The 24,205-nt window shown below is 59.1% G+C and carries 30 protein-coding genes and 1 tRNA gene; 10 read left to right on the top strand and 21 right to left on the bottom strand.

The genetic code is table 11. The annotated features are described in order from the left end of the window. The first annotated feature begins 197 nt into the window (after positions 1–197). Genes HX868_RS24155 through HX868_RS24145 form a run of 3 tightly spaced genes read left to right on the top strand, consistent with a single transcriptional unit; the run spans position 198 to position 3,341 of the window. Positions 198–1,607 carry a circularly permuted type 2 ATP-grasp protein gene (locus tag HX868_RS24155; protein ID WP_177004617.1) on the top strand — a complete coding sequence of 470 codons (1,410 nt, stop codon included), beginning with the start codon at positions 198–200 and terminating at the stop codon, positions 1,605–1,607. A 4-nt stretch (positions 1,608–1,611) separates the two neighbouring features. Further along, positions 1,612–2,562, top strand: a complete 951-nt coding sequence (locus HX868_RS24150; RefSeq protein WP_016979378.1) for an alpha-E domain-containing protein — start codon at positions 1,612–1,614, stop codon at positions 2,560–2,562. Then, entirely contained in the window at positions 2,559–3,341 is a 783-nt protein-coding gene (locus tag HX868_RS24145; RefSeq protein ID WP_177004616.1) for a transglutaminase family protein, read from the top strand. The genes HX868_RS24150 and HX868_RS24145 overlap by 4 nt, the downstream gene beginning before the upstream one ends. A 96-nt stretch (positions 3,342–3,437) precedes the next feature. Here the strand turns inward: HX868_RS24145 and HX868_RS24140 are convergent, their stop codons facing one another. Then, positions 3,438–4,244, bottom strand: coding sequence for a c-type cytochrome (locus HX868_RS24140; protein ID WP_177004615.1), 807 nt, complete (start codon positions 4,242–4,244; stop codon positions 3,438–3,440). A 647-nt stretch (positions 4,245–4,891) separates the two neighbouring features. On the opposite strand from HX868_RS24140, the gene HX868_RS24135 reads away from it, so the two are divergent. The 3 genes from HX868_RS24135 (at position 4,892) to HX868_RS24125 (ending at position 9,070) form a co-directional block, all read left to right on the top strand. Next, complete coding sequence (locus tag HX868_RS24135; RefSeq protein WP_177004614.1) at positions 4,892–6,097, top strand: acetyl-CoA C-acetyltransferase; 1,206 nt, start codon at positions 4,892–4,894, stop codon at positions 6,095–6,097. Positions 6,098–6,113: 16 nt separating this feature from the next. Continuing rightward, entirely contained in the window at positions 6,114–8,261 is a 2,148-nt protein-coding gene (locus tag HX868_RS24130) for a 3-hydroxyacyl-CoA dehydrogenase NAD-binding domain-containing protein (RefSeq protein ID WP_177004613.1), read from the top strand. An 83-nt stretch (positions 8,262–8,344) separates the two neighbouring features. Then, positions 8,345–9,070, top strand: coding sequence for an amidotransferase (locus HX868_RS24125; protein WP_177004612.1), 726 nt, complete (start codon positions 8,345–8,347; stop codon positions 9,068–9,070). Here HX868_RS24125 and HX868_RS24120 read toward each other — a convergent pair. From HX868_RS24120 to HX868_RS24110, 3 genes are all read right to left on the bottom strand, one after another. Beyond that, positions 9,067–10,038 (bottom strand): magnesium and cobalt transport protein CorA, encoded by a 972-nt coding sequence (locus HX868_RS24120; protein WP_016979227.1) that lies wholly within the window; start codon positions 10,036–10,038, stop codon positions 9,067–9,069. The two genes, HX868_RS24125 and HX868_RS24120, sit on opposite strands and share 4 nt — an antisense overlap. A 42-nt stretch (positions 10,039–10,080) precedes the next feature. After that, positions 10,081–10,827 carry a 1-acylglycerol-3-phosphate O-acyltransferase gene (locus HX868_RS24115; RefSeq protein ID WP_177004677.1) on the bottom strand — a complete coding sequence of 249 codons (747 nt, stop codon included), beginning with the start codon at positions 10,825–10,827 and terminating at the stop codon, positions 10,081–10,083. 212 nt (positions 10,828–11,039) lie between these two features. Continuing rightward, positions 11,040–11,732 (bottom strand): crotonase/enoyl-CoA hydratase family protein, encoded by a 693-nt coding sequence (locus HX868_RS24110; RefSeq protein WP_015885385.1) that lies wholly within the window; start codon positions 11,730–11,732, stop codon positions 11,040–11,042. Between the two features lie 336 nt (positions 11,733–12,068). Here HX868_RS24110 and HX868_RS24105 point away from each other — a divergent pair. After that, positions 12,069–12,158: transfer RNA gene (locus HX868_RS24105), tRNA-Ser, on the top strand. 133 nt (positions 12,159–12,291) lie between these two features. Here the strand turns inward: HX868_RS24105 and HX868_RS24100 are convergent. The 15 genes from HX868_RS24100 to HX868_RS24030 all read right to left on the bottom strand — a co-directional run bounded on the left by HX868_RS24100 (position 12,292) and on the right by HX868_RS24030 (position 21,133). Further along, complete coding sequence (locus HX868_RS24100; protein WP_177004611.1) at positions 12,292–13,485, bottom strand: Arm DNA-binding domain-containing protein; 1,194 nt, start codon at positions 13,483–13,485, stop codon at positions 12,292–12,294. Positions 13,486–13,579: 94 nt separating this feature from the next. After that, positions 13,580–13,789, bottom strand: a complete 210-nt coding sequence (locus HX868_RS24095; protein WP_177004424.1) for a hypothetical protein — start codon at positions 13,787–13,789, stop codon at positions 13,580–13,582. Between the two features lie 2 nt (positions 13,790–13,791). Next, positions 13,792–14,088, bottom strand: a complete 297-nt coding sequence (locus HX868_RS24090) for a P-loop NTPase family protein (protein ID WP_177004610.1) — start codon at positions 14,086–14,088, stop codon at positions 13,792–13,794. A 39-nt stretch (positions 14,089–14,127) separates the two neighbouring features. Continuing rightward, positions 14,128–14,379 (bottom strand): hypothetical protein, encoded by a 252-nt coding sequence (locus tag HX868_RS24085; RefSeq protein ID WP_177004609.1) that lies wholly within the window; start codon positions 14,377–14,379, stop codon positions 14,128–14,130. Next, the gene (locus tag HX868_RS24080) at positions 14,376–14,966 is read right to left on the bottom strand and encodes a hypothetical protein (RefSeq protein ID WP_177004608.1); all 591 of its coding nucleotides are present in this window, start codon (positions 14,964–14,966) and stop codon (positions 14,376–14,378) included. Before HX868_RS24080 ends, HX868_RS24085 begins: the two co-directional genes overlap by 4 nt. Before the next feature lie 2 nt (positions 14,967–14,968). After that, positions 14,969–15,232: a hypothetical protein gene (locus tag HX868_RS24075; RefSeq protein WP_177004607.1), complete on the bottom strand. Its 264-nt coding sequence runs from the start codon at positions 15,230–15,232 to the stop codon at positions 14,969–14,971. Positions 15,233–15,290: 58 nt separating this feature from the next. After that, on the bottom strand, positions 15,291–15,497 hold the full coding sequence (locus HX868_RS24070; RefSeq protein WP_177004606.1) for a hypothetical protein: 207 nt from the start codon (positions 15,495–15,497) through the stop codon (positions 15,291–15,293). After that, complete coding sequence (locus HX868_RS24065; protein ID WP_177004605.1) at positions 15,494–15,841, bottom strand: DUF7673 family protein; 348 nt, start codon at positions 15,839–15,841, stop codon at positions 15,494–15,496. The genes HX868_RS24070 and HX868_RS24065 overlap by 4 nt, the downstream gene beginning before the upstream one ends. Positions 15,842–15,866: 25 nt before the next feature. Then, positions 15,867–16,697, bottom strand: a complete 831-nt coding sequence (locus HX868_RS24060) for a hypothetical protein (protein WP_177004604.1) — start codon at positions 16,695–16,697, stop codon at positions 15,867–15,869. Positions 16,698–16,722: 25 nt separating this feature from the next. After that, positions 16,723–19,440 (bottom strand): toprim domain-containing protein, encoded by a 2,718-nt coding sequence (locus tag HX868_RS24055; protein ID WP_177004603.1) that lies wholly within the window; start codon positions 19,438–19,440, stop codon positions 16,723–16,725. A 12-nt stretch (positions 19,441–19,452) separates the two neighbouring features. Continuing rightward, complete coding sequence (locus HX868_RS24050) at positions 19,453–19,686, bottom strand: hypothetical protein (protein ID WP_137219901.1); 234 nt, start codon at positions 19,684–19,686, stop codon at positions 19,453–19,455. Between the two features lie 76 nt (positions 19,687–19,762). Then, positions 19,763–20,134, bottom strand: coding sequence for a hypothetical protein (locus HX868_RS24045; RefSeq protein ID WP_177004602.1), 372 nt, complete (start codon positions 20,132–20,134; stop codon positions 19,763–19,765). Next, complete coding sequence (locus tag HX868_RS24040; protein WP_177004601.1) at positions 20,134–20,421, bottom strand: Ogr/Delta-like zinc finger protein; 288 nt, start codon at positions 20,419–20,421, stop codon at positions 20,134–20,136. The genes HX868_RS24045 and HX868_RS24040 overlap by 1 nt, the downstream gene beginning before the upstream one ends. Further along, entirely contained in the window at positions 20,421–20,891 is a 471-nt protein-coding gene (locus tag HX868_RS24035; RefSeq protein ID WP_177004600.1) for a YmfL family putative regulatory protein, read from the bottom strand. The genes HX868_RS24040 and HX868_RS24035 overlap by 1 nt, the downstream gene beginning before the upstream one ends. A 29-nt stretch (positions 20,892–20,920) precedes the next feature. Then, complete coding sequence (locus tag HX868_RS24030) at positions 20,921–21,133, bottom strand: DNA-binding protein (protein WP_078049807.1); 213 nt, start codon at positions 21,131–21,133, stop codon at positions 20,921–20,923. 84 nt (positions 21,134–21,217) lie between these two features. Here HX868_RS24030 and HX868_RS24025 point away from each other — a divergent pair, with 84 nt between their 5' ends. The 3 genes from HX868_RS24025 to HX868_RS24015 all read left to right on the top strand — a co-directional run bounded on the left by HX868_RS24025 (position 21,218) and on the right by HX868_RS24015 (position 22,463). Further along, the gene (locus HX868_RS24025; protein ID WP_177004599.1) at positions 21,218–21,565 is read left to right on the top strand and encodes a helix-turn-helix domain-containing protein; all 348 of its coding nucleotides are present in this window, start codon (positions 21,218–21,220) and stop codon (positions 21,563–21,565) included. An 83-nt stretch (positions 21,566–21,648) separates the two neighbouring features. Beyond that, the gene (locus HX868_RS24020; protein ID WP_177004598.1) at positions 21,649–22,161 is read left to right on the top strand and encodes a zinc ribbon domain-containing protein; all 513 of its coding nucleotides are present in this window, start codon (positions 21,649–21,651) and stop codon (positions 22,159–22,161) included. 137 nt (positions 22,162–22,298) lie between these two features. Continuing rightward, entirely contained in the window at positions 22,299–22,463 is a 165-nt protein-coding gene (locus HX868_RS24015) for a hypothetical protein (protein WP_177004597.1), read from the top strand. 32 nt (positions 22,464–22,495) lie between these two features. Here HX868_RS24015 and HX868_RS24010 read toward each other — a convergent pair whose 3' ends face one another. Together HX868_RS24010 and HX868_RS24005 are read right to left on the bottom strand one after the other, a co-directional pair. Continuing rightward, on the bottom strand, positions 22,496–23,767 hold the full coding sequence (locus HX868_RS24010) for a phage late control D family protein (RefSeq protein ID WP_177004596.1): 1,272 nt from the start codon (positions 23,765–23,767) through the stop codon (positions 22,496–22,498). Continuing rightward, positions 23,764–24,204, bottom strand: a complete 441-nt coding sequence (locus HX868_RS24005; protein WP_177004595.1) for a phage tail protein — start codon at positions 24,202–24,204, stop codon at positions 23,764–23,766. The genes HX868_RS24010 and HX868_RS24005 overlap by 4 nt, the downstream gene beginning before the upstream one ends. Position 24,205: the final 1 nt, after the last annotated feature.

Raw genomic sequence — 24,205 nt, 5'->3', positions numbered from 1 at the left:
TGAAATCAACTCTGACTATGCTGTTGATAGTCAAAGCCCGCATTGCGATGAAGCGTCGGGCCATGCACCGGGCATTCTGCGCACCAGGACGGTGCGGCTGGATTCTGGTTGTAATTCAACTCACTGATTTTTAAGTGTTTATGCCGCTGGCACGGGCCTTGCGATGGTTCTAGCGCCCGGGTGACAAGGAGTTCGGCATGATCCGCACTTATTACGATGAAATGTACGATGGGGCAGGCCAGGTCCGGCCTCATTACCGTGAGTTCGCCCGTTGGTTGGCCGACACCCCAGATGATCTGTTGGCCCAGCGCAGGCGTGAAGCCGATCTGCTGTTTCACCGCGCCGGAATCACCTTCACGCTGTACGGGGACGAGCAGGGCACCGAGCGCCTGATTCCCTTCGACACCATCCCGCGCAGCATTCCGGCCAGCGAGTGGCGGATTGTCGAGCGCGGCTGTATCCAGCGGGTCAAGGCGCTGAACATGTTTCTCGCCGACCTGTATCACGAACAGCGCATCATCAAGGCCGGAATCATTCCTGCTGAACAGGTGCTGGCCAACGAGCAATACCAGTTGGCGATGCAGGGGCTGGACCTGCACCGCGACCTCTATTCCCACATCTCCGGCGTCGACCTCGTACGCGATGGTGACGGCACGTACTACGTGCTCGAAGACAATTTGCGTACGCCGAGCGGCGTCAGCTACATGCTCGAAGACCGCAAGATGATGATGCGCCTGTTCCCCGAACTGTTCGCTGCCCAGCGCATCGCGCCCATCGACCACTACCCCAATCTGCTGCTGGATACCCTGAAAAGCTCAAGCTCCCTGGATAACCCCAGCGTGGTTGTACTGACGCCAGGTCGCTTCAACAGTGCGTTCTTCGAGCATGCCTTTCTCGCCCGAGAAATGGGCGTGGAACTGGTGGAGGGCGCCGATCTGTTCGTGCGTGATGATCGCGTCTTCATGCGCACCACCGACGGGCCCAAGGCCGTGGATGTGATCTACCGTCGCCTGGATGACGCGTTCCTCGATCCGTTGGCCTTCAACCCGGACTCCATGCTCGGCGTGCCCGGCCTGCTCGCGGCCTATCGCTCTGGCCATGTGGTATTGGCCAATGCCATCGGCACCGGCGTGGCGGATGACAAGTCGGTGTACCCCTTCGTCACCGAGATGATCCGTTTTTACCTGGATGAAGAACCGATTTTGAAGAATGTTCCGACCTTCCAGTGCCGTAAGCCCGACGAATTGTCCCACGTGCTGGCCAACCTGCCCGACCTGGTGGTGAAGGAAACCCAGGGCTCCGGCGGCTACGGCATGCTGGTGGGCCCGGCGTCCACAGCGGCAGAAATCGAAGCCTTCCGCGCCCGCATCAAGGCCAAGCCCCACGCCTATATCGCCCAGCCGACCTTGTGTTTATCCACCTGCCCGACCTTTGTCGAAAACGGTATTGCGCCGCGTCATATTGACCTGCGTCCGTTCGTGTTGTCCGGCAAGGAAACCCGTGTGGTCCCCGGTGGCTTGACCCGCGTGGCGTTGCGCGAAGGCTCGCTGGTGGTCAACTCGTCTCAGGGCGGCGGCACCAAAGACACTTGGGTGGTGGAGGACTGATGCCATGTTGAGTCGAACTGCCTCGGACCTGTACTGGATGTCGCGCTACCTGGAACGCGCGGAAAACCTCGCGCGCATGCTCGATGTCAGTTATTCGCTGTCGCTGATGCCCCAGGACGGGCGCGGCGATGGCCTGCACGAACTGGCCATGCCGCTGTTGATCACCGGCACTCTGGAGGATTACCACGAACGCCACGGCGAACTGCACGCAGAACGTCTGTTGCACTTCTTTGCACTGGATGCCGCCAACCCGGCCAGCATCTACAGTTGTCTCGGCGCTGCGCGGGCCAGCGCCCATGCGGTGCGTGGGCGAATTACCGCCGACATGTGGGAAAACATCAACGCGACATGGCTGGATATTCGCGACATCGCCCAGCAGGGCTTGAGCCGCTATGGCATGAGCCGTTTCTGCGAGTGGGTAAAAGAGCGTTCCCATCTGTTTCGCGGCGCCACCTACGGCACCATCATGCGTAACGATGCGTTTCGCTTCATTCGCCTGGGCACTTTTATCGAGCGTGCCGACAACACGCTGCGCTTGCTGGACGCCCGCTATGAAATGGCCGGCGATCGCGCCGAAGCCGTCACCGATGGCACCGCCCATGCCTACTATCAGTGGAGCGCCTTATTGCGTGCGCTGTCGTCGTTCGAGGCCTACACCGAGATTTACCGCGATGCCCCCGGCGCGCGGCAAGTGGCGGAGTTGCTGCTGTTGCGCGCCGATGTACCGCGCTCACTGCGTGCCTGCAGCGAAGAGATCGACCAGATCCTCGCCAGCCTGCCGGGCCTCAACGGTCGACCGGCCCAGCGCCTGGCCGCCGAGATGGACGCGCGCCTGCGCTTCACCGCCATCGATGAAATCCTCGAGGAAGGCCTGCATGCCTGGCTGACCGACTTTATCCCCTTGGTCCGCCAGTTGGGCGACGCCATCTACAGTTCCTACCTGGAGGCGGCATGAGACTCTCCATCAGCCACGAAACCACCTACCACTACGAAGACCAAGTACGTGCCAGCATCCAGTATCTGCGCCTGACGCCCCACGACAGCGAACGCCAGCACGTACTCAGCTGGCAGCTCGACCTACCGCGCCCGGTGCGGGCGCAGGTGGACCCGTTCGGCAACATCCTGCATGTGCTGACTCTGGATGAACCCCACGACGCCATCATCATCGGCGCCCGTGGTCAGGTGGATATCGACGAACTACGCGAGGCCGAACATGAGCACCAGTCGGCATTCCCATTCCTGCGTTGCACCCGCCTGACCGAACCTGACGAAGCCTTGCGCGGTTTTGCCGACCAGCAATGCCATCAACGTCGTGATCGCACCGCGTTGATCGACCTGATGCACGCGCTCAACCAGGCGATGGTCTACACACCCGGCGCCACCGAAGTCGACACCTGCGCCGCCCAGGCCTTCGCTGGCCGCGCAGGCGTTTGCCAGGACCACACGCATGCGTTCCTGGCGTGCGCGCGTAGCCTGGGGATTCCAGCGCGGTATGTGTCGGGGTATTTGTACTCGGAGGACAGCACGCACCTGGCCAGCCACGCTTGGGCTGAAGCCTGGCTGGATGACGCCTGGTACAGCTTTGACGTGACCAACCAGCTTGCGCGGCCGGAGCGGCATTTGAAGTTGGCGGTGGGGCTGGATTACCTCGACGCCTGCCCAGTGCGTGGGATGCGGCGTGGCGGGGGGCATGAGCAGATGCATGCCAAGGTGTTTGTGGCGCCGCAGCAATGACTGTAGGAGCGAGCTTGCTCGCGAAAAACGTCATCGCTAACGCAGCGCTTATGATCGCCCGCGGTGTCTGAAGGTTCTTCGCGAGCAAGCTCGCTCCTACAGAGGATGTTTACGGCCCGCCATATGCTTCAAGTAGCCCACCAACAAATCCAGCTCACCGTCCGGTAACACACTGGCAGTAAACGCCGGCATTTTCGCCTGCGGCCAATGCCGCAAGCTTTGCGGGTCACGGATATAGCGCTTGAGGAAATCACCGCCAAAATACTCAGTGGGATTATACGGAATGTTCAAATCCGGCCCCACCTGCGCGTCGCCGGCGCCATTTAGGCGATGGCAAACCAGGCAATTTTTCTGGAACAGGACAAAGCCTTGGTTGATCGGGTCATTGGCTGCCAGCTTTGGATCCGGCAACAGTGCGGGAAAGCGCTCGGCAATCGTCTTCAACTGTTTGATCCCGGAGATCTGGAACGGCCACTGCTCAGGGCTGATGTGCCCGGCTTGCGGGTCAGTCCACACCAGGTAGAACGGCCCGGCACTCGGTTTGCCTTCCGCCAGTGCAGGCCATGGCTGGGCAGGATCCTCCACCGCCAGCCAGGCGCGTGATCCTTGGGTTTCCAGCAGCGGCGCAGCGGTGAGTTCGGCAGCGAAACCATCCAGGGCAACGGCCTGCAAGTGGCTTTCAGGTTTCAGCCCCGGTAGGAGCGCGGCCAAGGGCACTGCGCGATAGCTCATGGTGCGCTTGTAGGAAACGTCATCGACAATTTGCACCGTTTGCGCCTGCGGGTGCTTGAGCAGGTCAGCGGTCTGCCACGTCTTGCGGGTGTGGTCGAGTTCGATGGTCAATTGTGCTGCCGAAGCGGGAAGCGCGATCAGCAAGGCGAGGAGGGCGAAGATCGGTTTCAAGAGGTAGGCCCGGTGTGAGGTGGCGATGGCGCTCACGATACCGGAAATTGGCGCGCAAAAAGGCAGCCCCTGCAGGACCGCTATGCGCAATGTCCCGGCAGGTGCTGCCAAAAGCTGCAAACCCGGTGCTGTGAAGGCACGGAATGTGGGCGTTGGGGGGTCACCCAATGACCTTGGTCAAGTTGGGCAAGATCAGAATCAGTGTGGTGGCGAACAGAATGAGTCCCGCCTGACGTACTTTCGAATGTTTGAACATGGCTGACTGCCTTTTGTTGTTATTCCTGAGCGTCAAATGCGTGCCGGTTTTATTTCAGTATGGCGAGATGACGTGTCGCTTTTCTTACAGCCGCTCCAGCAAAACCCGGCAGTGGCTTCCTACTGATTCAACCTTAGAGCCCTCGTTCTTCGTGGCTTAGACTCATTTCATATCAGCTAATGAATATTTCAGCTTAAAAAGGCATGAGGCATATCGCCATCTTGGCGCCAATGCCTTGGCTAGACAGCTAAAACGATTAACCCGGCGATTAGCTTAGGAGACTACCGTTCGTCCGAGCGAGGGGGTCAAAAGCAATGAGCGCATCCGTCATTGAAACCGTGTCAATCGGGCCTAAGGTAGAGGCACACATGCACAGCGGTTCGAGGACGTCATGACCCAAGCTTTGATCTTTGATGCGATACGCACGCCCCGTGGCAAAGGCAAGGCCGACGGTGCCTTGCAGAGCGTCAAGCCGGTAAACCTGGTGGCCGGCCTGCTCACGGCGCTGGCCCGGCGCAGCGACCTCGACACACACCACGTAGACGACATCGTGCTCGGCTGCGTGACCCCAGTAGGCGACCAAGGCGCTGACATCGCCAAGACCGCGGCCTTGGTAGCGGACTGGGACATCAGCGTCGCCGGTGTGCAGATCAACCGCTTCTGCGCCTCAGGCCTGGAAGCGGTCAACCTGGGCGCGATGAAAGTGCGCTCCGGCTTCGAAGACCTGGTGGTAGTCGGCGGCGTCGAGTCCATGTCCCGCGTGCCCATGGGCAGTGACGGCGGCGCCTGGGTACTCGACCCGCAGACCAATATGCACAGCCACTTCACTCCCCAGGGCATCGGCGCGGACCTGATTGCCACCCTGGAAGGTTTCACCCGTGAGGACGTCGACACTTTCGCCCTACACTCCCAACAGAAAGCGGCCAGGGCGCGTGCGGACGGTTCCTTCAACAAATCGCTGATCGCGGTGCAGGACCAGAACGGCATTGTGCTGCTGGACCATGACGAATTCATCCGGAGCGACTCGACCCTGGAAGGCCTGGGCAAGCTCAAGCCCAGCTTTGAAATGATGGGGCAGATGGGCTTCGACGCCACCGCGTTGCGGGTCTACAGCCATGTGGAGCGCATCCAGCATGTGCACACACCGGGCAACAGCTCCGGCATCGTCGATGGTGCCGCGTTGATGTTGATCGGCTCTGAGGCCAAGGGGCGGGAACTGGGCCTGCAACCCCGTGCGCGTATCGTCGCCACGGCGGTCACCAGCACTGACCCGACCATCATGCTCACCGGCCCCGCGCCCGCTACGCGCAAGGCCCTGGCCAAGGCTGGGTTGCGCGTCGAAGACATCGACCTGTTCGAGGTCAACGAAGCCTTCGCCTCGGTGGTGCTCAAGTTCATCAAGGACATGGGCATCGACGCGGCGCGGGTCAACGTGAATGGCGGCTCCATCGCCATGGGCCACCCGCTGGGTGCCACCGGTTGCGCCATCCTCGGCACCTTGCTCGACGAACTGGAAGTGCGCCAGCAGCGCTACGGCCTGGCCACCCTGTGTGTCGGCGGTGGCATGGGCATCGCCACCATTATCGAACGCCTCTGAGCCCAAGGAATCAGTCATGACCCAAGCCATTCGTTACGAAAAAGGCCAGGACGGCATCGTGGTGCTGATCCTCGACATGCCCGGCCAGAGTGCCAACACCATGAACGGCGTGTACCGCGAGGCCATGGCGGCCACGGTGGAGCGCCTGGAGGCGGAAAAGGATGACCTTGCCGGCGTGGTGATCACCTCGGCCAAAAAGACATTTTTTGCCGGCGGCGACCTCAATGAATTGATCAAGGTCGACAAGGCCCACGCCAAGGATTTCTACGACGGCGTGCTGGTGCTGAAAGCGCAACTGCGCCGCCTGGAAACCCTCGGCAAACCCGTGGTCGCCGCGATCAATGGCGCGGCGCTGGGGGGAGGCTGGGAGATTTGCCTGGCATGCCATTATCGCGTGGCGCTGGACGAAAAATCGGTGCAGCTGGGCCTGCCGGAAGTCACCTTGGGCTTGCTGCCGGGCGGTGGCGGGGTGGTGCGCATGGTGCGCATGCTGGGGTTGGAAAAGGCTTTGCCGTATCTGCTGGAAGGCAAGAAGGTGCGGCCGCAACAGGCGTTGCAAGCCGGGCTGGTGAATGAGCTGGCGGCGGATCGCGATGAACTGCTGGCCAAGTCCCGCGCCTGGATCCTGGCCAATCCGGACGCCAAGCAACCGTGGGATAACAAGGGCTACCAGATCCCCGGCGGTACACCGTCGAGTCCAAGAGTTGCGCAGATGCTGGCGATTGCGCCTTCGATTTTGCGCAGTAAGACCCAGGGCTGTTTTCCCGCGCCGGAGAAGATTCTCTGCGCCGCCGTCGAAGGCGCCCAAGTGGATTTCGACACCGCGCACCTGATCGAAACCCGGTATTTCACCGAACTGGTGACGGGGCAAGTGGCGAAGAACATGATCGGCACGTTCTGGTTTCAGCTCAATGAGATCAACGCAGGCAGTTCTCGGCCGCAAGGTTTTGCGCCTTACGTTACACGCAAAGTCGGCGTGCTCGGTGCAGGCATGATGGGCGCAGGCATCGCTTACGTCAGCGCCAGTGCCGGTATCGACGTGGTGCTCAAAGACATCAATCTTGCGGCCGCCGAGAAGGGCAAGGCGCATTCGGCGGCGTTGCTGGACAAGAAAGTCAGCCGTGGGCAATTGACCGCCGAACAGCGGGAAATCACCTTGGCGCGGATTCTTCCTACGGCTAGCGATGACGACCTAGCCGGTTGCGACCTGATCATCGAGGCGGTGTTCGAAGACCGCGCACTCAAGGCCAAGGTCTCCGCTGCCGCGCAAAACGTGGTCGGCGCCGACGCTGTGATTGCCTCCAACACCTCCACCTTGCCCATCAGTGGGCTGGCCACGGCGGTGCCGGATCAAGCCAAGTTCATCGGCCTGCACTTCTTCAGCCCGGTGGACAAGATGCCCCTGGTGGAAATCATCAAGGGCACGCGTACCAGCGACGAAACCCTGGCCCGTGGTTTCGATTTCGTCCTGCAAATCAAGAAAACCCCGATCGTGGTCAACGACAGCCGTGGCTTCTTCACCTCGCGGGTGTTTGGCACCTTTACCAACGAAGGCATCGCCATGCTGGGGGAGGGCGTGGCCGCGCCGATGATCGAGACCGAAGCGCGCAAAGCCGGCATGCCGGTGGGGCCGCTGGCGGTGTCGGATGAAGTGTCCCTCAGCCTGATGAGCCATATCAGGCAGCAGACGGCCAAGGATCTGCAGGCGGAAGGCAAGGCTGCGCCGACACATCCGGCGACGGCGGTCATCGATCTGTTGGTCAACGAATACAAACGCGTGGGCAAGGCGGCAGGGGGCGGTTTTTATGAGTACCCCAGCGGCGGGCAGAAATACCTGTGGCCAGAGCTGAAAAGCCGCTTTGAACGGCCCGACCAACGTATCTCGCCACAGGATGTGCGCGACCGCCTGCTGTTCATCCAGGCCATCGAGACCGTCCGTTGTGTGGAGGAGGGCGTGTTGATGTCCACGGCAGATGCGAACGTGGGGTCGATCTTCGGTATTGGCTTCGCGGCCTGGAGCGGCGGCGCGTTGCAGTTCATCAACCAATATGGGTTAAACGACTTCATTGCCCGCGCCCGCTACCTGGCCGAGCAATATGGCGAACGCTTCACGCCACCGGCGTTACTGCTCGAAAAAGCGGCGCAAGGTGACACGTTCAGGTGATTAAAGGGGGCTTGCCTTGAAGGGGTATTTCAAGGCAGGCTCTGGGGTGTGCAATATTCCCATCACCGTGTCAGGTATTTTTTATGTCGCTACGCGTCTGTATCCTGGAAACCGATATCCTGCGTCCAGGCTTGATCGATCAATACCAAGGGTACGGGCAAATGTTCAAGCGCCTGTTCGCCAAGCAGCCCATTCCCGCCGAGTTTGTCGTGTACAACGTGGTGAACGGCGAGTACCCGTCGGACGATGAAGTGTTCGACGCCTACCTGGTGACCGGCAGCAAGGCCGACTCCTTTGGCACCGACCCGTGGATCCAGACCCTCAAGACCTACCTGCTTGAACGTTACGAGCGCGGCGACAAGCTGCTCGGCATCTGCTTCGGTCACCAACTGCTGGCACTGTTGCTCGGCGGCAAGACCGAACGCGCCGGCCAGGGCTGGGGCATGGGCATCCACGACTACAAGCTCGATGCCAAGACGCCGTGGATGAGCCCCGAAGTGGAAGAACTGACGCTACTGATCAGTCACCAGGACCAAGTCACTACGCTGCCGGAGAATGCCACGGTCATTGCCTCCAGCGCCTTTTGCCCGTTCGCCGCGTACCACATCGGTGACCAGGTCCTGTGCTTCCAGGGGCACCCGGAATTTATTCACGACTATGCCCGCGAGTTGCTGGAGATTCTTCAGACGACGTTGGGCGAAAAGGTCTACACAAACGGCGTGGCCAGCCTTGAGCGCGACCACCACGGCGCCACCGTGGCTGAATGGATGATGCGTTTCGTCGCGCACAAGCCCGAGGCCCAGGTTTAAAGCCAGCCCGAACGCTTGAAACTGGCCCACAGGCTGGTGCAACCCACCGCGATAAACCCGAGCACCGCAAAATAGCCGTAGTGCCATTGCAGCTCGGGCATGTTCTGGAAGTTCATTCCGTAGATCCCTGCCACTGCGGTGGGGAACGCGAGGATCGCCGCCCATGCGGCGAACTTGCGCTGCACCACACTCTGGCGTGACGCCTCCAACAGCACACCGATCTCGATGGTCTGGCTGGCGATATCGCGCAGGGTGGTCAGGTCTTCCATCTGCCGCGTCACGTGGATCTGCACATCACGGAAATACGGGCGCATGTTCTTGTCGATAAACGGAAAGCTGAGTTTTTGCAGCTCCTGGCTGATCTCCACCATCGGTGCCACATAACGCTTGAGCCGCAGTACGTCGCGCCGCAAACCGTGAATTTTCTGGATATCCCGCTCGCTCAACGAACTGCACAGCACATTGCGCTCCAGCTCATCGATCTCGGCATGGATCGCTTCGCTCACCGGCTGGTAGTTCTCGGTGACGAAATCCAGCAGCGCATAAAGTACGAAATCTTCTCCATGCTCCAACAACAGTGGCCGCGCCTCACAGCGCTGGCGCACAAAACCGTAGGACGCCGAGTGACCGTTGCGGGCGGTAATGATGTAGCCGTTGCCGGCAAAGATATGCGTCTCGATAAACTCCAGCTTGCCGTTCTCACGCACCGGTGAATAGGTGACGATAAACAGCGCATCGCCGAAGGTTTCCAGCTTCGGACGGCTGTGTTTTTCCAGGGCGTCTTCGATGGCCAATTCATGCAGGTTGAACTGGCGTTGCAGGTTGGCCAGTTCCTGGGCGTCGGGTTCTTCCAGGCCGATCCATACAAAGTGGTCGGGTTTGGCGGCCCAGGCCGCGCCTTCATCGAGGGTGATATCCGTGACTTTCTTACCGGCGCTATAAACGGCGGCCGCAACAACTCTACCCATGGTGCTGATCGCTTCTTATTGGGAGGACAGGTGTTGGGCAGCTTAGCTGGAAGGGAGTTCTATTGTTGCGGGACTTAGCAATTCGCGGTCCATCTCGGCGATGCATTCATCCATCTGCGTATGACACGCCTGCATCAACGCCGGTATGTCATCCGCAGTCATCCCAGTGGTAGGAATCGGCGGCAACGACCGTATGAGCACATCCCCGCTGTTCCAGCGATTGAGCTGCATGCGAGTGACGTAATTGCTGACACACACCTGCACAATCGGCACACCGGCCGCAATCGCCATGTGAAACGCGCCTTTCTTGAACGGCAGCAAACCTTTGCCCAGGTTGCGCGTGCCCTCCGGGAACACCCAGATAGACGTGTCTTCGTGCTGCAAAGTGTGAGTCGTGGTGAGCATCGCGCGGCGCGCCTTGTGCGCATTGCCTCGGTCGATCAGCACGTTGCCCGCCAGCCAGAACAATTGACCGAACAGCGGCACCCATTTCAGGCTTTTCTTGGCGATGCATACCGTGCGGTAGGGCACCACGTTGCCGAACACAAACAGGTCATAGTTGGACTGGTGGTTGGCGATGATCACGCAGGTGCCAGGCTTGTGGCGCAGCGAGTCCACATCGGCCTTCACGTTCAGCCGCAAAATCCACATGGCCGGCAGCGCGTAGAGACGAGCACACAGGCGACTGTTGTCCGGATTGAACGGTCGACACAGACCGACCAGCACTCCCAGCACACCAGCGAGCATAAAGTGCAGGCCCATCAACAACATACGCAACAGAAAAAGCATCGACACGGCCTATCCGGACAAAAGGTGGCGCAGTGTACGGATGTGCACTGTATTCGGCAATTACCCCTGCAGAGGTAGGAGATAGCCGATGTTTAAGAGCATGTTTCAACATCTACCGGCACGGGCAGGCTAGAGCGGCTAAAGAGGATTCTGATTTATTTGTAAGAAAAAGCCCGACTCAAGGTCGGGCTCTGGTGCATCAGGCGTAGGACTTAGCTCAGGATATGTCCCTGGTCCTGGATGATTGCATCGTCCAAGGCTTCCAGCAGCTCTTTACGCACCTTCAACTTGGTGTGCTTATGGGCATTCATGTTCAGCTTCTTCAACTGACGCGCCGCTTCCAGCGCCGCGGCATGCAATTCCTCCGGCGCCACCACCTTGTCGAGGAAACCGGCTTGTAACGCGCCCTGCGGGTCAAACATCTCGGCATTGATCACCGAACGATGGAACGCCGACTTACGCAGACGATCCCGCGCCAGCTCGATCCCAGCGTGGTGCATGGTCATGCCAATCGCCACTTCGTTCAGACCAATGCTGAACGGGCCTTCCACCCCGATCCGATAATCCGCCGACAACAGCAGAAACGCACCCTTGGCCACCGCATGCCCAGGGCACGCCACGATCACCGGGAACGGGTGCGACAACAGACGACGCGCCAAGGTCGAACCCGACGTAACCAGACCGATCGCCTCTTTAGGGCCGGCGGTCATCACCTTCAAATCATAACCACCCGACAGAATCCCTGGCGTGCCGGTGATCACCACCACCGCCCGGTCCTTCTCGGCCTGATCCAGCGCTTCATTAAAGGCACTGACCACGGCCGGAGAAATGGCATTCACCTTGCCGTTGCTCAAGGTCAGGGTCGCGATACCGTCTTCGAGGTGGTAGGCAATCAACTCACTCATGACGCGGTTCCTTATAGGATTTGTTATAGAAGGCTTGTTAATAGCAGTGCATGCGCAGACGTTACCCACCACGTCCGCCCCGGTAAAGCGCCGTGACTGACTACCCAGTCAGACTTTTCCCGCACACAGGCGTAGGGAAAGCCTGGGGCAGGGCGCAATCGCCGCCCCAGACCCATCCTGGCGATGCCTGAGAATGGCACAATCACCGCCCCTTGCCGGACGCGGATCGGCACAACCGGCTAACCGCATGAAAATTCTGAAAAAAACCTTTGCCATCAGAAAGGCTTTCGACTACATTAGCGCGCCTCGACAGACTGAACTGGTTTGACGAGATACGGTGAAGTGTCCGAGTGGCTTAAGGAGCACGCCTGGAAAGTGTGTATACAAGAAATTGTATCGAGAGTTCGAATCTCTCCTTCACCGCCAAATTTGAAACGACTAAACCCCTGAAAACGTTGAAGTTTTCAGGGGTTTTGTGTTTTCAGAGAGTCAAAAAAGGCCCATATGGGAACATCCATGGGAACACGGGTTGCCGGATTGCCTACGTTCGAACCCCGGTTTACGGGGCTTTGTCACCACCGGGTGGCTGGATGCCCAGGGCGTGCTGCAGCATGCCGATGACGTCCGGGCCGTCCTCGTTGATCCACATGCCGTAGTGCTGTCGGATCATGTTCGCGCTGGTGTGGCCCATTTGCTCCGCGATCCAGTCAACCGACGCCACTCCGGTGGTAAGCAACTGGCTGGCGTAGGTGTGTCGGCACTGGCCAGGACCGCGATAACGAACGCCGGCCGCTTTCAAGTGCGCTTTGAAGAACCTGTCCCTCACGACGAAGTCGCTGACGTGTGGCAGGCCGCTCTTGGTGTTCAGGAATACAAAGTGCAGCTTGTGCTTGCGAATGGTCTTGTTGTCCCGCTCTACGACGTCGACAGTGTCCACGGTCTTGAGCTGGTTGATCGCGTCCAGCTTGCGCAGGGCATCCCATGCGGGCTCCAGCAGACGCACTTTGCGCGTAGAGCGCCGGGTTTTCGTCACGCGATAGGCTCCACGCACCTTGGACCGCCGGAAAGTCACCGTCCCTTGTTTCAGGTCGACGTCCTCCCAGGCCAGCGCGATGGTCTCAGACACCCTTGGTCCAGCCCAAATCATGAACTGCACCATCAGCAGCTCCTGCGTGCGGCTGGTGTGCGTATTGAGGATCTGCTTGATTTCCGCCCTGGTGAAGGGATCCGGCGCTTCTGGGTCCGGCAGGCGCACAAATAACCCTTCGGTTGGGTCGTGTGCGACCTTCTTCCGGGTGCGGTACAGACGGAACACCTGGCGCACATTGCTGATGATGTCGCGGATGGTTTTGTTCTTCAGCCGCTTCGACAGCGGCCCCTGAATCCACTCCTGCAGGTCCAGGTGGTCAATCTGATCGATCTGAACGTCACCCCAGCGCGGCCGTACATGGACCTCAGCCTTGTTCTTGTACCCACGGAAAGAGGTCGCGGCCACGCTGTTGCTCTTGATGGTCAGCCACAGGTCTAGGTAGTGCCCAAAGCTGTTCTCGGCCAGTTTGGTCGACTCGGGAAAATGTCGGCGGTAATCGAAGGTACCGGCCTGGATCTCGTACTCGATCACCGTGACCAGGCGCTTTGCATGCTCGCGGTTGGCCGGTGTGTTGCCGCCGGGCACCAGCTCCCGGCAAAGCTCGCCATTAAAACGAAAATAGACCCGTACCGAATTGCCACGGGCCTCTACGCCATCTGCCATATGCGTCCCCACGCGATGTATCGAAAGATTCTGCCAACAGGAAGAAAAAAGGCCCGTCGCCGGGCCTGATGTATTGCGGTTTAAGTGTTGCCGATCACTGCTGGCGAAGTAACCAGAACAGTCCGGCACTTTTTCTAGGCGCCGGTGTGGCCCCGGCTTGGGCTTCCTCGGCCCGCCGCTTGGCGTTGATGGCCTGGCGCGCTTTACTGCATTTTTGATGGTTGCCGTGGGCGCGGGATCTACCGCACTGGTCACAGACGCCGGTCAGATCGAGATTCCAAGGGAAGGATTTACCATTGTTCATGGTTACACCCCCGGTCGGCTTTTGAAGGCAAGCCAAATGTAGTGGCGACCTTTGGCGGTGACCTTGATCTTGCTGGTCTGCTTGTTCCAGCTGATCAGGCGCAACTCGTCGAGGATCGTTGTCAATGTGTGGCCCTGGTGCCAGCCGGCCAGCGATTTTATGCAGCCCTGGGCCAGAAGCCCGCGGAAGTCTGTGTGCCCGAAGTTGGTGCCTTGGAAAGCGGCTTGCATTTGCTCATCGCTCACCAGATCGGTGATGACGCGCACGGACGGATCGCGGCGATAGCACTTATGCGTCATCGTGGTTGACCGGTGATGTAATCGTCATTGGTTCCCCCCTCACATCCGAAACGATTGATGAATGCGAGCCGGCTGAGCCGTATGTTCGGCAGGTTTCGCCACGGCGCCCTGAGTCTCGCAAACGAACTGGTGCCGCTCCCGGTTGGGCGCAGTCAGTGCCTTGGTCAGGCCTGGCACGGCGGCGGCGCATTGTTCGTTGGCGTAAGGGCCGCTCCAGCTATCAGCCTTCACCACCTGGCAATCTGTGCGGGTCGCATCCGCGCACAGGTAAAGCAGCAGGAAAACAGTCATGACCGTTGCTCCATCTTCGCCACGCGTGCGGACTCGTATTGGCTTGCCAGTATTTCTACCGCGCCGTCAATCCACCCACAGGATGGTTTCCCAGCCGCCACGTTGGCCAGGTGCTCGGCTTCATTGATTTGAAAGCCCAGGTGAAAGTACGCGGTGCCGTCGAGTTCAAGCTTGACTCCGCCGCTCATGAGCAAATTGCCCGTGTTTACCCCCAACCGCTGCCAATACTCATGGGCGCTGAGCCTTTTTGGGCAATGCTCTGCCCACAAGGCAACCAGGCGTTCATGCTCAGCCCGAACTGCTGCGCGATCTTCCTTCGACATGCCTTTGGCAAGCTTGGCGGTGCTGCGCAGTGAGCGATAGCCATAGTCATCAGGGCGGCACCAGTGCGCATCCAGCTCAGCACCGCCTGTAAGTTTCACACCACCAGCAAAGTGAGAAGTGATGTCTCGCATCGGTGCAACCTTTCCGCCGAACATTGAGCCAAGCACAGCCATTTGGGCGATCAGGATGTCCTTCTGTGCGTAAAACTCGCGAACGATGGCAACTGTTGCGGGCTCGCTGGACTTGTAGAAAAAATCGGACATGATCACTGCCCTCCCATGAGCATGCGTGTCAGCGCGTTGGGCTGGCCGTCTGGTGTCAACTCGCTCAGCGGTTTCTTGGTGGTGCGGCCATTGGCGCTACGCAATGTCGCGACGTTGCCGTCGATTGCCTGGATCACGGCCTTTCGTGCGCTGAAACGGTAGCTGCGGCCGCCACCGCTGATTGCGACGTAGCTGACCTTGTCGCCGACGGCGAGTGGGGTTGTGTTAGCCTCTACGGCGCTGCTGCTTGGGTTCTGTACTTGCATGGTGCTGCTCCTTTGTAGTGGTAGGTGTCGGGGAGTTGGCGCTCCTCGACACCATCTTTCAGGCCGGTTTGGCCTGGTCTTGCTCAATGATTGTTATGACTTCGTCACGGTCTTTCGCGTAAGCGAAGGGCAGTTCGCCCCCAGGCCGAGTAACGGGGTAACGCGACTCGGGCAACCGACACAGCGCGACGGTGTAGCCACTGTCGGTAACCCAGCAGTTCTGCTGGAGATGACCGTCCCTATTGCGTTTCGGCGCCCATTTCATGCCCACACCCCGATCAGTTGCTCCCAGATCGCATCGCCGTCAGGCAGGTACGTGTGCACCTCTTGCTCTGGCGAGTAGTCCAGTTGCAGCACCGCAAGGCAGTCGTCGAACAATGCGGTGTCGAGGCCGCGCAGACTAGTCAGGACGAAGGGGTAGTCGCGGCCGTTGTAGAGCCCGAGCAGGAAGCGACCGATGACTGCGCTCTGGCCTGTATCCCGCTGGGCGACAGGAACCAAGCGAGCGAGTGCCTCGATACCTGCTTTTCGGATGGCGGGGCGGTTGGCTTCAAACTCCTGCAGCTGCTGAAACCAGTTGGGCTCTGGTTTTTGGGAAGGCGTATTCATGCGGATTCTCCTTTCGAAGCCCGGTTCAATAAGGAATGGTGTCGAGGAAAGCGATGTCGTGAACCAGCTTCCTGGTCTCCAGCCGCAAGGCGTCATCGATCGACAGCAAGTTGCAGAGCAGGTCAAGCAGGACCAGCATTTGCGAGCAGTTGAGGGCCGTGCGCGCGTTCAGGGCGGAACCATACTTTTCGAGCAGTTCTTTCTGATAGGAGGGACCGTAGTAGCGAATGTTGTTGGAGATCCACGCTTCCCGCTCTTTCACTTCCAGCCCGAAAGCACTCGCCTGTACTAGGTCGACATCGGCGATCGCATCAGGACGGATTCGGGTTGGTTGGGCGTCTGTGGCTGACAGGTCGACCATGAGCATTCGGCTGTTGAGGGCATCACTGCACTCCACTGGCTGGTTTGCGGTAATAACGAGCGCGCCTTTGAACGTCTCGGTTTGGAACTGATCCCCTTCGGATTGGAAGGTGACGGGGCAAGAGTTATAAAGCTGTTTCAGCTCATCCCAATCAAACGAGTGATCCGCTGATCCGTCGTAGCTTTCGCAAATGACTATCGGCCGATCCGCGTTAACCGCGTTCGCATAGATACGGGCCCGAGCCGCTCGGGTTGCGTTAGCCAATGAGTGTCCATAAGGGCCCAGGCCATTCAGCTTTTGCAGATAATCCAAAAGCAGGGACTTGCCACTGCCGGCCGCGCCGTTGATTTGCAGGAAAGGAAAACTGTTCTGGTCTCCGCGAATACGTGCGGCATGTGCGGCCCCCATCCACCAAGCCAGAACAAGTACACCCCTGGCGCCGAAGTAGGCGACAAAATCATTGAAGCGAATGGCTGATTTGAGTTCGTTTTGCATGGTGCTGCTCCTGTTGTAGCGGTGGTTATGCGCCCTGGAATACCCAGCAGCGGATGGTTTTAGGTTTGTCGAAGGCGTCGACCTGGCGCGACGAGTTGACGGGCTTGTTCGATTCCAGAAACTTGGGTGACTTGCTGGTCTTGAGCAGGCGTTTCAGGTCGCTCAACGGCGGCACTTGCTGGCGTTTATTGGCAGCCATTTCCACAAACTCGTTGAGGTTCACGGCGATCAGCCCATCGCGGCGCGCATGGTTCAGCGCAGCTTTCTCGTCCATGCCGTTGAGGAATTCGTACAGGTCCCAAAACTCGCGCACGGTCGGGTGGTCGGCGTTAATTGCCTGCTGTCGCTCCAGGGCCATGCGATTGATTTCGGCGTGTGCGAGGGCCTTGCGGCGATCGCCGAGCGGCACTACCCCGGCCAACGCATCCACCAGGCTGCGCAGCTGGGCGTGGTTCTTAGCGATACGCACGGTGCGCACACCAGGCAGGGCTAGCAGCTCCTGTTCGTAGCCGGAGGTGTTTTCCTCCAAGAGCCGCATGGTTTCGGCTTCGCGTTGCAGCGCCTTGACCAGGAAGCCGCTGATGCTGTCCATCGGCATGCGCTCCAGCTGCTCGGCGTACTGCTTGGTCTCCGGCGTGTGGTGCTCACGTGTCAGGTGAACGTGGCAGATACGCTGCAGGATTGGCTCTGATGCGTTCACCGGGTTGTTTTGCGCAATCAGCAAGGCGGCGCGGAACGGCGGTTCGTGGGTGTCGTTGCCGTTGTTTTTCACGCCTGTGGAGCGAACGCTACGGCCGTTGTACGCGGTCTTCAGTTCGTCCCAGTCGAAGTGTTTAACCGGCTGGCCTTCCTTTTGTTCACGCTCGGACTCGATCAACACCACCGGCAAATTGCTAACCTGCGAGAAGTTACGCGCACGGCTGGCGGCGGTTGCTTTGGACGGGTCGAAGCCTTCGTAATCGGTACGTCCGACCGACTTCCACAGCAGCTCCACCAGCGTGGTCTTGCCGGATCCAGCTTCACCCACCAGCTCAAGGAACATCAGCGACTTGTGGATCTGGCGGATCTGCTCGGCGTGCAACGCGCCCAGCCACCAGGCCAGCACCACCAGGCCCTGTACGCCAAAGCAGCGCCAGTAGATGTCGAACCACCCTTCGTTGTAGGCGTTGAGGTCGGTATTGATATGAAGCACCGGCGACTGGCTTTGTGACTTTATGCTCAGCTTGCCCAGGTCGAAGAAGTCTTCCTTGTTGCGCACCTGCACCTTGCCGCCGTGAAAGGCCAGGTCGTTGAAGACGTAGGCGCCATGGTCGCGGCTGTAGCCGATCCATTCAATGGTGTTGACGGTTTTCAGGCAGTCCAGTTGCGGTGCCAGGATCCGTTTCAGTTGCTGCGCGCTGCCCTCAAACATCGCGCCATTGGAGACGTTGAGCAGGCGATTCGCGAACTCAGGCGCCGACGTGAGCTGCTTGGCCGTGAACGTGCTCTTGATGGCCGGCCCTTGTGGACGCTCAATACGGAAGTAATACCAAGCCTCGTCGGTGAGGTCGTTGCGCATGTAATACAGCGCCTGGAAATTGCAGTTGGCGATGCTGGTCACTGATCCAGATTGGCGCAGTGCCTTGTAGCGTCGCTGTTCTTCCGTGAGCAACTGGTCTTCGTGGCGTTCCGAGCTTTCCAGATCGGTCATCGCACGGTCGTATTTTTCAAGGTCCAGCCGAAACCAGTACAAGCGTTTGCGGAACGTGAAGTGAAATTCTTTGCGCTCGTTGCGCACGTAGATCAGGAAAGCCTTTTCTTCAGCCGAGTCAGCCAGCAGCAAATCGCCCTGGTGGCGCGCTTCGCCAAGGTCTTGCTCAATGCGCTCCACGCGTTTGTCGTCGCCCTCGATCGACTTCCACCGCAGGTGCAGATCGTTCCAATCGACCTTTTTCCCGTTGGGCTGAGGGATAACGGCTGCTTTGCAGGTGAAGCCCAGCTCGCTCGCTTCCTTCGCCCAGCGGCGCATGTTGGCCTTGGCGACTGGCTCGTTATCCAGTGCCCACACCAGGCGCGGAAGTCGTTTGCCAGCGTCATGACGCAACTTGACCAGGGCCTTGAGTGAGTCGATAGGGCAGGGAGCGCTGGACATCATCGACACGGCCGGCACTTCGTTGTGCAGCAGAGCGATGGAGTCGAAGATTCCCTCGACAATGAATAGTTCGTCGACTTCCAGCAGGTCCACACTCGGCGGGCACCACCAGACGCCCTTGTAACCGGTCAAGCCCTCGCCGGTGGGGCGGAAGCGGGCTTTCATCTTGCCGAATCGGTCCGGCCGATCTATCAGGCGCTCCCAATAGCCACCTTTCTCCAAGGCGAAACGTACCGTGGCGCTACCGATGTTCAGCCGTCCATCCCAGTAGTTTTCCTGAGTGAACAAGCCGGCGATCAGCTCAAATTTGAAACCCCGCGCAAACTCAAGGTAGGCGCGTGCTGTGGCCTGAGGATTATCCGCTGTCGACGGTGCGGTCTTGCTCCAGTCGTTAAACAGATCGTCGTAGACGTCTTTTACATAGACGCGGTGGTCGCACTTTTCCGGCCGTCCGCAGATCAACGTCCAAGGCGAGTCGTAGAAGGTGTAAAGAGTTTTCTGGCGGCAGGCAGGGCACACACCCTTGCGCATGTAATTGGTGTTGGCCATGTGCTTGAGCTGGTAGTCCCGCTCAATGCGTTGGATGACGTCGGCTCGCAGCCTTTGTTCCATTTCCATCGTGGCTTACTTCGCTTCGTCGAGACTATGTTTAAGGGCGCCAATCAGGCTTTTTCGTGCGGCCAACCCAGGGAAGGCCACCAGCAACGAGCCGTGCCGCAATCCTTCGGGAATCATGCGAAAACGGTCGTCATACCAATGCTCGTTGAACAGCAACGCGTACTGCGCACGCAGCTCAACGAGCAGTGCCTCGGCCTGGTCGCGGGGCAGTTTTGCGGTGATGGCGATGTTGATTTCCATGGTCCACCTCGGATTGCGGGCAAAGCTCACCCAAACCCATTGGGAACGGGGCAGGGCGGGGGTTTAAAAGGAAGCGTTACTGAGGGTGTGGCTTGTGTACGGCGTTGCGCTGGTCGAGCATTTTTTGCGGTAGAAAACGAGCCGAGACGGGGAAGCGTTGATCCGCCAGAACGTCCACCAGGTGTACGCGGGTGCTATCAGGCCCAGTCGCCCAGTCGACGCCGATCCAACGGCGCTTTTTGATCATTTGCAGTTCAGTCCAGGCGTTGTGGACAAGCTTGGGCGCCATGAACACAGGCACTTCCAACGCAAGGGTCAGGTGGCGGATGCAGCGATCAAACAACAGATCGGAATCCACCAGGTGTTCAGCCTCGTGGCGTTGCAGGTAAGCGAAAGCAGCTTGTTGCATGCTGCTGCGGTAGTCATGAGTCTGTTGATTGAGGTTCATCACGCGCGCTCCATTTCCAGTTGGTCCAGCAGATCGGGGTGATCGTTGGCGGTTTTCATTGTCTGGCGGCGAATGACCACGTCTGCGACTGGTAGCTGTACAGCCGGGTTTGGCATGCCGCTGGGACTCAGTTCGTGGGTCATTTGAAACTCAGCACGCGCCACGAAGCCGCAAGCCTCGTTGGTGCATTGCAAGTAAGCGATACGCAGGAAAATGTGTTGGCCTTCGCTGGTGCGAATACGCATGCGGCCGTGGCAGTGAGGGCAGACCAGTTTGTAAGTACTCACTAGACAGCTCCCTGGCTGTAGAGCTGGATGGTCGCGAACACTTCGGCGTAACGGGCCGACATGTAGGTGATCAAGGCGGCGATGATCGCGTCGGCTTCACGCTTTTCGATAACACCGTCATCCAGGGCCGTAGACATGATCTGGTCGACCTTGCCCCGCTGGGCCGATGCCTTGAGCGAGCGGCTGTACAACTCCACGTTGTCCAGGTTCTCCGGGACGCTCAGCGGAACGAACATGCCGCCGTACATTGAGGCGATGTAGTCGGCCAGAAATGTGGTCCCGGCGACTTGCTCCAAACGGTGAATGTGTTCGTCGGTCAGTGGGCGGCTGCCGGCGTTCTCGTAGGCCTGGTTGTCGAACTTCTTCATCGGCATGCCGAGGTCTGCCGAGGCATACGACCGACCGCCTGGGTAGGCGCCGATGACGGCCATTACGACGCTCTTTCTGCTGTCTAGAACTGGGCGTTTCATCTTCTGGTTTCCCCTTGGAGCCAGAGGCCCTAATTTGTGATCACGCCGTCTTTGATACCGAGCAGCACGGCGGCGCGGTGAGCTTCACCGCGTAAGCACTTTTTCTGTCCGTTCAAAACTGCGTAAACCGTCGAAGGGTTGAATTCATGTTCTTCAGCCCAGTCTTTTGCCGATATCCCGAGTCGTGCGAGACGGTCACGGGCCTCTTGGCATGCTTGCTCGATGGGGGATGCGTTCGGCATAGTCTCTTTTCGTGTGGTTTCGTGTGATGACGTGTGAAGTATTTCCCATGTTTGTGGGATCGTCAAGTATTGATGGAGACAAATGTGGGAATTGGTGACCGCCTCAAAGAGGAAAGGGAGCGTCTTGGGTTCAGCCAGACTGAATTTTCGGCAGTTGCTGGGGCTTCCAAAAATAGCCAGTACAACTATGAAAAAGGCGACAGAAGTCCTGACTCGAACTACCTCGCTGCGATTGCGGCTAAAGGCGTAGACATTCTTTATGTGGTGACCGGAGAGCGTAAGCCACAGGCTGCCGATAGCATTCCCGCTGAAGCGCTGGATTTAATTGAACTGTTTAAGCAGGTAACTGATGCTGATCGACAGGTTCTGACACGAATGGCGTCAGCATTCGCCAGCGTCGCTGCTACGACAGGCAAGAAGAGCAGCAACTGAATCAGAGCTGTTTATTGATGTGTTGGGGTTGACTCACCGACCAAGAAGGTCGGTTTTTTCATGGACGTCGAAGGAGTAAAGGAATGGCTTTGAAACCCTGTAAATCGTGTAAGCACGAAGTGGATACGACCGCTAAAGTATGCCCCCACTGCGGTGTTAAGAACCCTGGGGTCACTGCAGGACAGCAGGCAATTGGAGCGGTAATTCTGCTGGTTATTATCGCTGTGACATTTTCGATGTGTTCCGGCGGCAAAAGCGATAAGCCCGACAAAAAGCAGGTTCTAGCAGATGAAGCTGCTTGTCGTAAAAGCCTGCAATGTGCCGGGGACAAGTACAGCATCAGTGCCGGCATTTATTGCAAATCGCAAGTGGAGCGTCTGGCCAAGTATTCGTTCCGCTGGACCGACGGTACTTTCGAGCCAAAATTCAGTCACTTTCGCTGGCTGAATCAAGAGCAGGGGTTGATTACATTTATAGGCGACAAAATCGAGTTTCAGAACGGGTTCGGTGCGTTCCAAAAACATATTTACGAGTGTGACTTCAATCCCGCCAACAATCAGATACTCGACGTCCGCGCCCGACCAGGTCGTTTGTGATGCAACAACGCCTCATAGTTTTTTTTTACGCTGTGCGATGACACAGCAAAACGTGAAGGAGATTGGCTGTTCCCCGGGAAACCTCAACGGCGCCATGGTGGCGCCGGGTACCGGTTGCGTGTGAAAGGAGTATTCGCATGATGGAGAACAGCGGTGTATCGGAAAGCCAAGCGCAAGTCGCAGATGCGAACTGCCTTAGCGATCAAGAAGTGATGTTGCTGGCAATGTTCAGGTCGATCAGTCACCAGCGTCAGAAAGACGTGTTGCGGTTGTTGGAGGTTTTCACTCAGGCACCTGATTAATTCGCTGGCGGACCCCGGACAAGTTCCGGGGTTTAAACTTGCTTGTCCGCCTGAGCTTTTTTCCATTCTCGATCCACTGCACGCTTGGCCGTCTTTTCAGTGGCGTACAGCCACCGCAACCGCCTCGGCTTCGTCTGATCCCCCGCCGTAATCGTCTTTTCCTTCCCGGTTTTCTGGTCGCGGTAATACGCAATGATCCCTGTGTAATCGCCTCGATTCTCTTCTGCCAGGTCTTCGACATTGTCCTCCGGCAGCTTGCTCTCCAGCTCCAAGCTCACCGTGTACCCGCCGCTGTCAGTAAGGCTGTGCTGCACGTTGCCGCCATACCAAATGATCTCGTCGATCTCCGCCTTCACGCCCTGGAGCGTGTACGTCAGTTCGGGGATCAGGTCCGGTCGGCCCATCGACAGGGTGTAACTGAGCGTAGCGCTGCCGCGCTGTAATCGCCGGAACTCCGCCCGTGCCGCGCGCAGGGCTGACTGCTGGTCGCTGTACGTGTGGCGCAGGTCCTTGAGGTTGTCGCCGCCGCCGGCGATGGCTTCCTGCTTCTTGGCGCTGTTCACGTCGTAGTAATAGGCCCGCACACCGTCGTAGCTGTCGCGGTCGGCTTGCAGGTAGCGGTGTTGGTCGCCGTCCTCGCGGGTGAGGAGGATGTGGGGTAGGTCCATGCCGCTGGCGGTCTTGCCGCCGCCCGCTGGCAGGCACAGCAGGCAGCCGGCTTTGACGCTGGACACCGCGTCGAATTCTTCGCCCAGGCGGCTGATCAGGTTGGCGTCGGACTCGTTGGCCTGGTCGAGTTGCAGGATGGGCAGACCGTCGAGCGCGCCGGCGATGGTGGCGGTGAGGCCGTTGCCGATGGCGATATCGCCCAGGACGTCGCCGAGGGTGGTGTTGCTCCAGCTGCGTTCGCGTTTGGTTTTGAGGCCCTTGCGCAGGTCTGCAGATCGAGCGCGGATGCTGAGCACGTCCGGCGCGCCGCTGTGTTCGGTTTCGTCGACGGTGTAGGTGCCTTTGTCCACCAGGCCGGTGTCGCTCCAGCCCAGCCATAACCGTAGCACCGCGCCCTTGGGTGGGATCGACAGCAGGCCGTCGTGGTCGCTGAGGGTGATGCTGAGTTGATCGGCCTCAACGCCGCGGTTGTCTGTCAGCTCCAGGCCCATCAGCCGCGGGCTGATCAGTTGGGCGATATCCAGGCCGTCGACGGTGAGCCGGAACGCCGGTACCGGGTAGGCTGCGTCGCGGACGTAGCGTTCGGCGGTGTTGCGCAGGTAGCCGGTGACCTTGGAGATGATGGAATCGATCAAAGCAGACCTCGCAGGATGTTGACGCCGATGCTGGTACCGGCGCCGAGCAGGTCGATGCGATCGTCGTCGGTGCGTTTCAGGCTCAGGGTGAATTCAATGCGCCGTGGGGTGCCGTCGCTGAAGAAAATGGTCTTGGTCTCGCTCAGGCTATCGATAACCCACAGCCCGTAGATCCGCCCCGTGCCCTCGACCATGGGCCAGGCCTTGCCGGTGTTTGCCATCAGGCGTATGGCGTCAAGGCTGAGGGCGCTGCCTGCCAGTTCGGGGAAGATGATGCCGGGGAGGGTGATGGCGTCATCGCCACGACCCACGAACTGCCGTGCGGGCGCCGCGCCGATGCGGTTGTTGCTGGCGTGGCGCCAATCGGTTTGGCGTTGCAGTTCCTGGTAGGCGGCGGTTCTGAGGCTGAACACGAACATGCCGAGGGCCATCATCATA

Source organism: Pseudomonas reactans (assembly GCF_013385825.1).
GTDB classification, from domain to species: domain Bacteria; phylum Pseudomonadota; class Gammaproteobacteria; order Pseudomonadales; family Pseudomonadaceae; genus Aquipseudomonas; species Aquipseudomonas reactans.
This window is presented reverse-complemented; position numbering and strand designations above follow the sequence as displayed.

Bases quoted from the DNA above. Each gene is read 5' to 3' on its own strand.
- HX868_RS24020 (WP_177004598.1), top strand. From the start codon at position 21,649: ATGGCTTTGAAACCCTGTAAATCGTGTAAGCACGAAGTGGATACGACC.
- HX868_RS24130 (WP_177004613.1), top strand. From the start codon at position 6,114: ATGACCCAAGCCATTCGTTACGAAAAAGGCCAGGACGGCATCGTGGTG.
- HX868_RS24050 (WP_137219901.1), bottom strand. From the start codon at position 19,686: ATGGAAATCAACATCGCCATCACCGCAAAACTGCCCCGCGACCAGGCC.
- HX868_RS24030 (WP_078049807.1), bottom strand. From the start codon at position 21,133: ATGCCGAACGCATCCCCCATCGAGCAAGCATGCCAAGAGGCCCGTGAC.
- HX868_RS24155 (WP_177004617.1), top strand. From the start codon at position 198: ATGATCCGCACTTATTACGATGAAATGTACGATGGGGCAGGCCAGGTC.
- HX868_RS24110 (WP_015885385.1), bottom strand. From the start codon at position 11,732: ATGAGTGAGTTGATTGCCTACCACCTCGAAGACGGTATCGCGACCCTG.
- HX868_RS24005 (WP_177004595.1), bottom strand. From the start codon at position 24,204: ATGATGATGGCCCTCGGCATGTTCGTGTTCAGCCTCAGAACCGCCGCC.
- HX868_RS24065 (WP_177004605.1), bottom strand. From the start codon at position 15,841: ATGAATACGCCTTCCCAAAAACCAGAGCCCAACTGGTTTCAGCAGCTG.
- HX868_RS24045 (WP_177004602.1), bottom strand. From the start codon at position 20,134: ATGAACCTCAATCAACAGACTCATGACTACCGCAGCAGCATGCAACAA.
- HX868_RS24100 (WP_177004611.1), bottom strand. From the start codon at position 13,485: ATGGCAGATGGCGTAGAGGCCCGTGGCAATTCGGTACGGGTCTATTTT.
- HX868_RS24080 (WP_177004608.1), bottom strand. From the start codon at position 14,966: ATGTCCGATTTTTTCTACAAGTCCAGCGAGCCCGCAACAGTTGCCATC.
- HX868_RS24095 (WP_177004424.1), bottom strand. From the start codon at position 13,789: ATGAACAATGGTAAATCCTTCCCTTGGAATCTCGATCTGACCGGCGTC.
- HX868_RS24070 (WP_177004606.1), bottom strand. From the start codon at position 15,497: ATGAAATGGGCGCCGAAACGCAATAGGGACGGTCATCTCCAGCAGAAC.
- HX868_RS24150 (WP_016979378.1), top strand. From the start codon at position 1,612: ATGTTGAGTCGAACTGCCTCGGACCTGTACTGGATGTCGCGCTACCTG.
- HX868_RS24115 (WP_177004677.1), bottom strand. From the start codon at position 10,827: ATGCTTTTTCTGTTGCGTATGTTGTTGATGGGCCTGCACTTTATGCTC.
- HX868_RS24090 (WP_177004610.1), bottom strand. From the start codon at position 14,088: ATGACGCATAAGTGCTATCGCCGCGATCCGTCCGTGCGCGTCATCACC.
- HX868_RS24055 (WP_177004603.1), bottom strand. From the start codon at position 19,440: ATGGAACAAAGGCTGCGAGCCGACGTCATCCAACGCATTGAGCGGGAC.
- HX868_RS24085 (WP_177004609.1), bottom strand. From the start codon at position 14,379: ATGACTGTTTTCCTGCTGCTTTACCTGTGCGCGGATGCGACCCGCACA.
- HX868_RS24135 (WP_177004614.1), top strand. From the start codon at position 4,892: ATGACCCAAGCTTTGATCTTTGATGCGATACGCACGCCCCGTGGCAAA.
- HX868_RS24120 (WP_016979227.1), bottom strand. From the start codon at position 10,038: ATGGGTAGAGTTGTTGCGGCCGCCGTTTATAGCGCCGGTAAGAAAGTC.
- HX868_RS24035 (WP_177004600.1), bottom strand. From the start codon at position 20,891: ATGAAACGCCCAGTTCTAGACAGCAGAAAGAGCGTCGTAATGGCCGTC.
- HX868_RS24060 (WP_177004604.1), bottom strand. From the start codon at position 16,697: ATGCAAAACGAACTCAAATCAGCCATTCGCTTCAATGATTTTGTCGCC.
- HX868_RS24145 (WP_177004616.1), top strand. From the start codon at position 2,559: ATGAGACTCTCCATCAGCCACGAAACCACCTACCACTACGAAGACCAA.
- HX868_RS24015 (WP_177004597.1), top strand. From the start codon at position 22,299: ATGATGGAGAACAGCGGTGTATCGGAAAGCCAAGCGCAAGTCGCAGAT.
- HX868_RS24125 (WP_177004612.1), top strand. From the start codon at position 8,345: ATGTCGCTACGCGTCTGTATCCTGGAAACCGATATCCTGCGTCCAGGC.
- HX868_RS24075 (WP_177004607.1), bottom strand. From the start codon at position 15,232: ATGCAAGTACAGAACCCAAGCAGCAGCGCCGTAGAGGCTAACACAACC.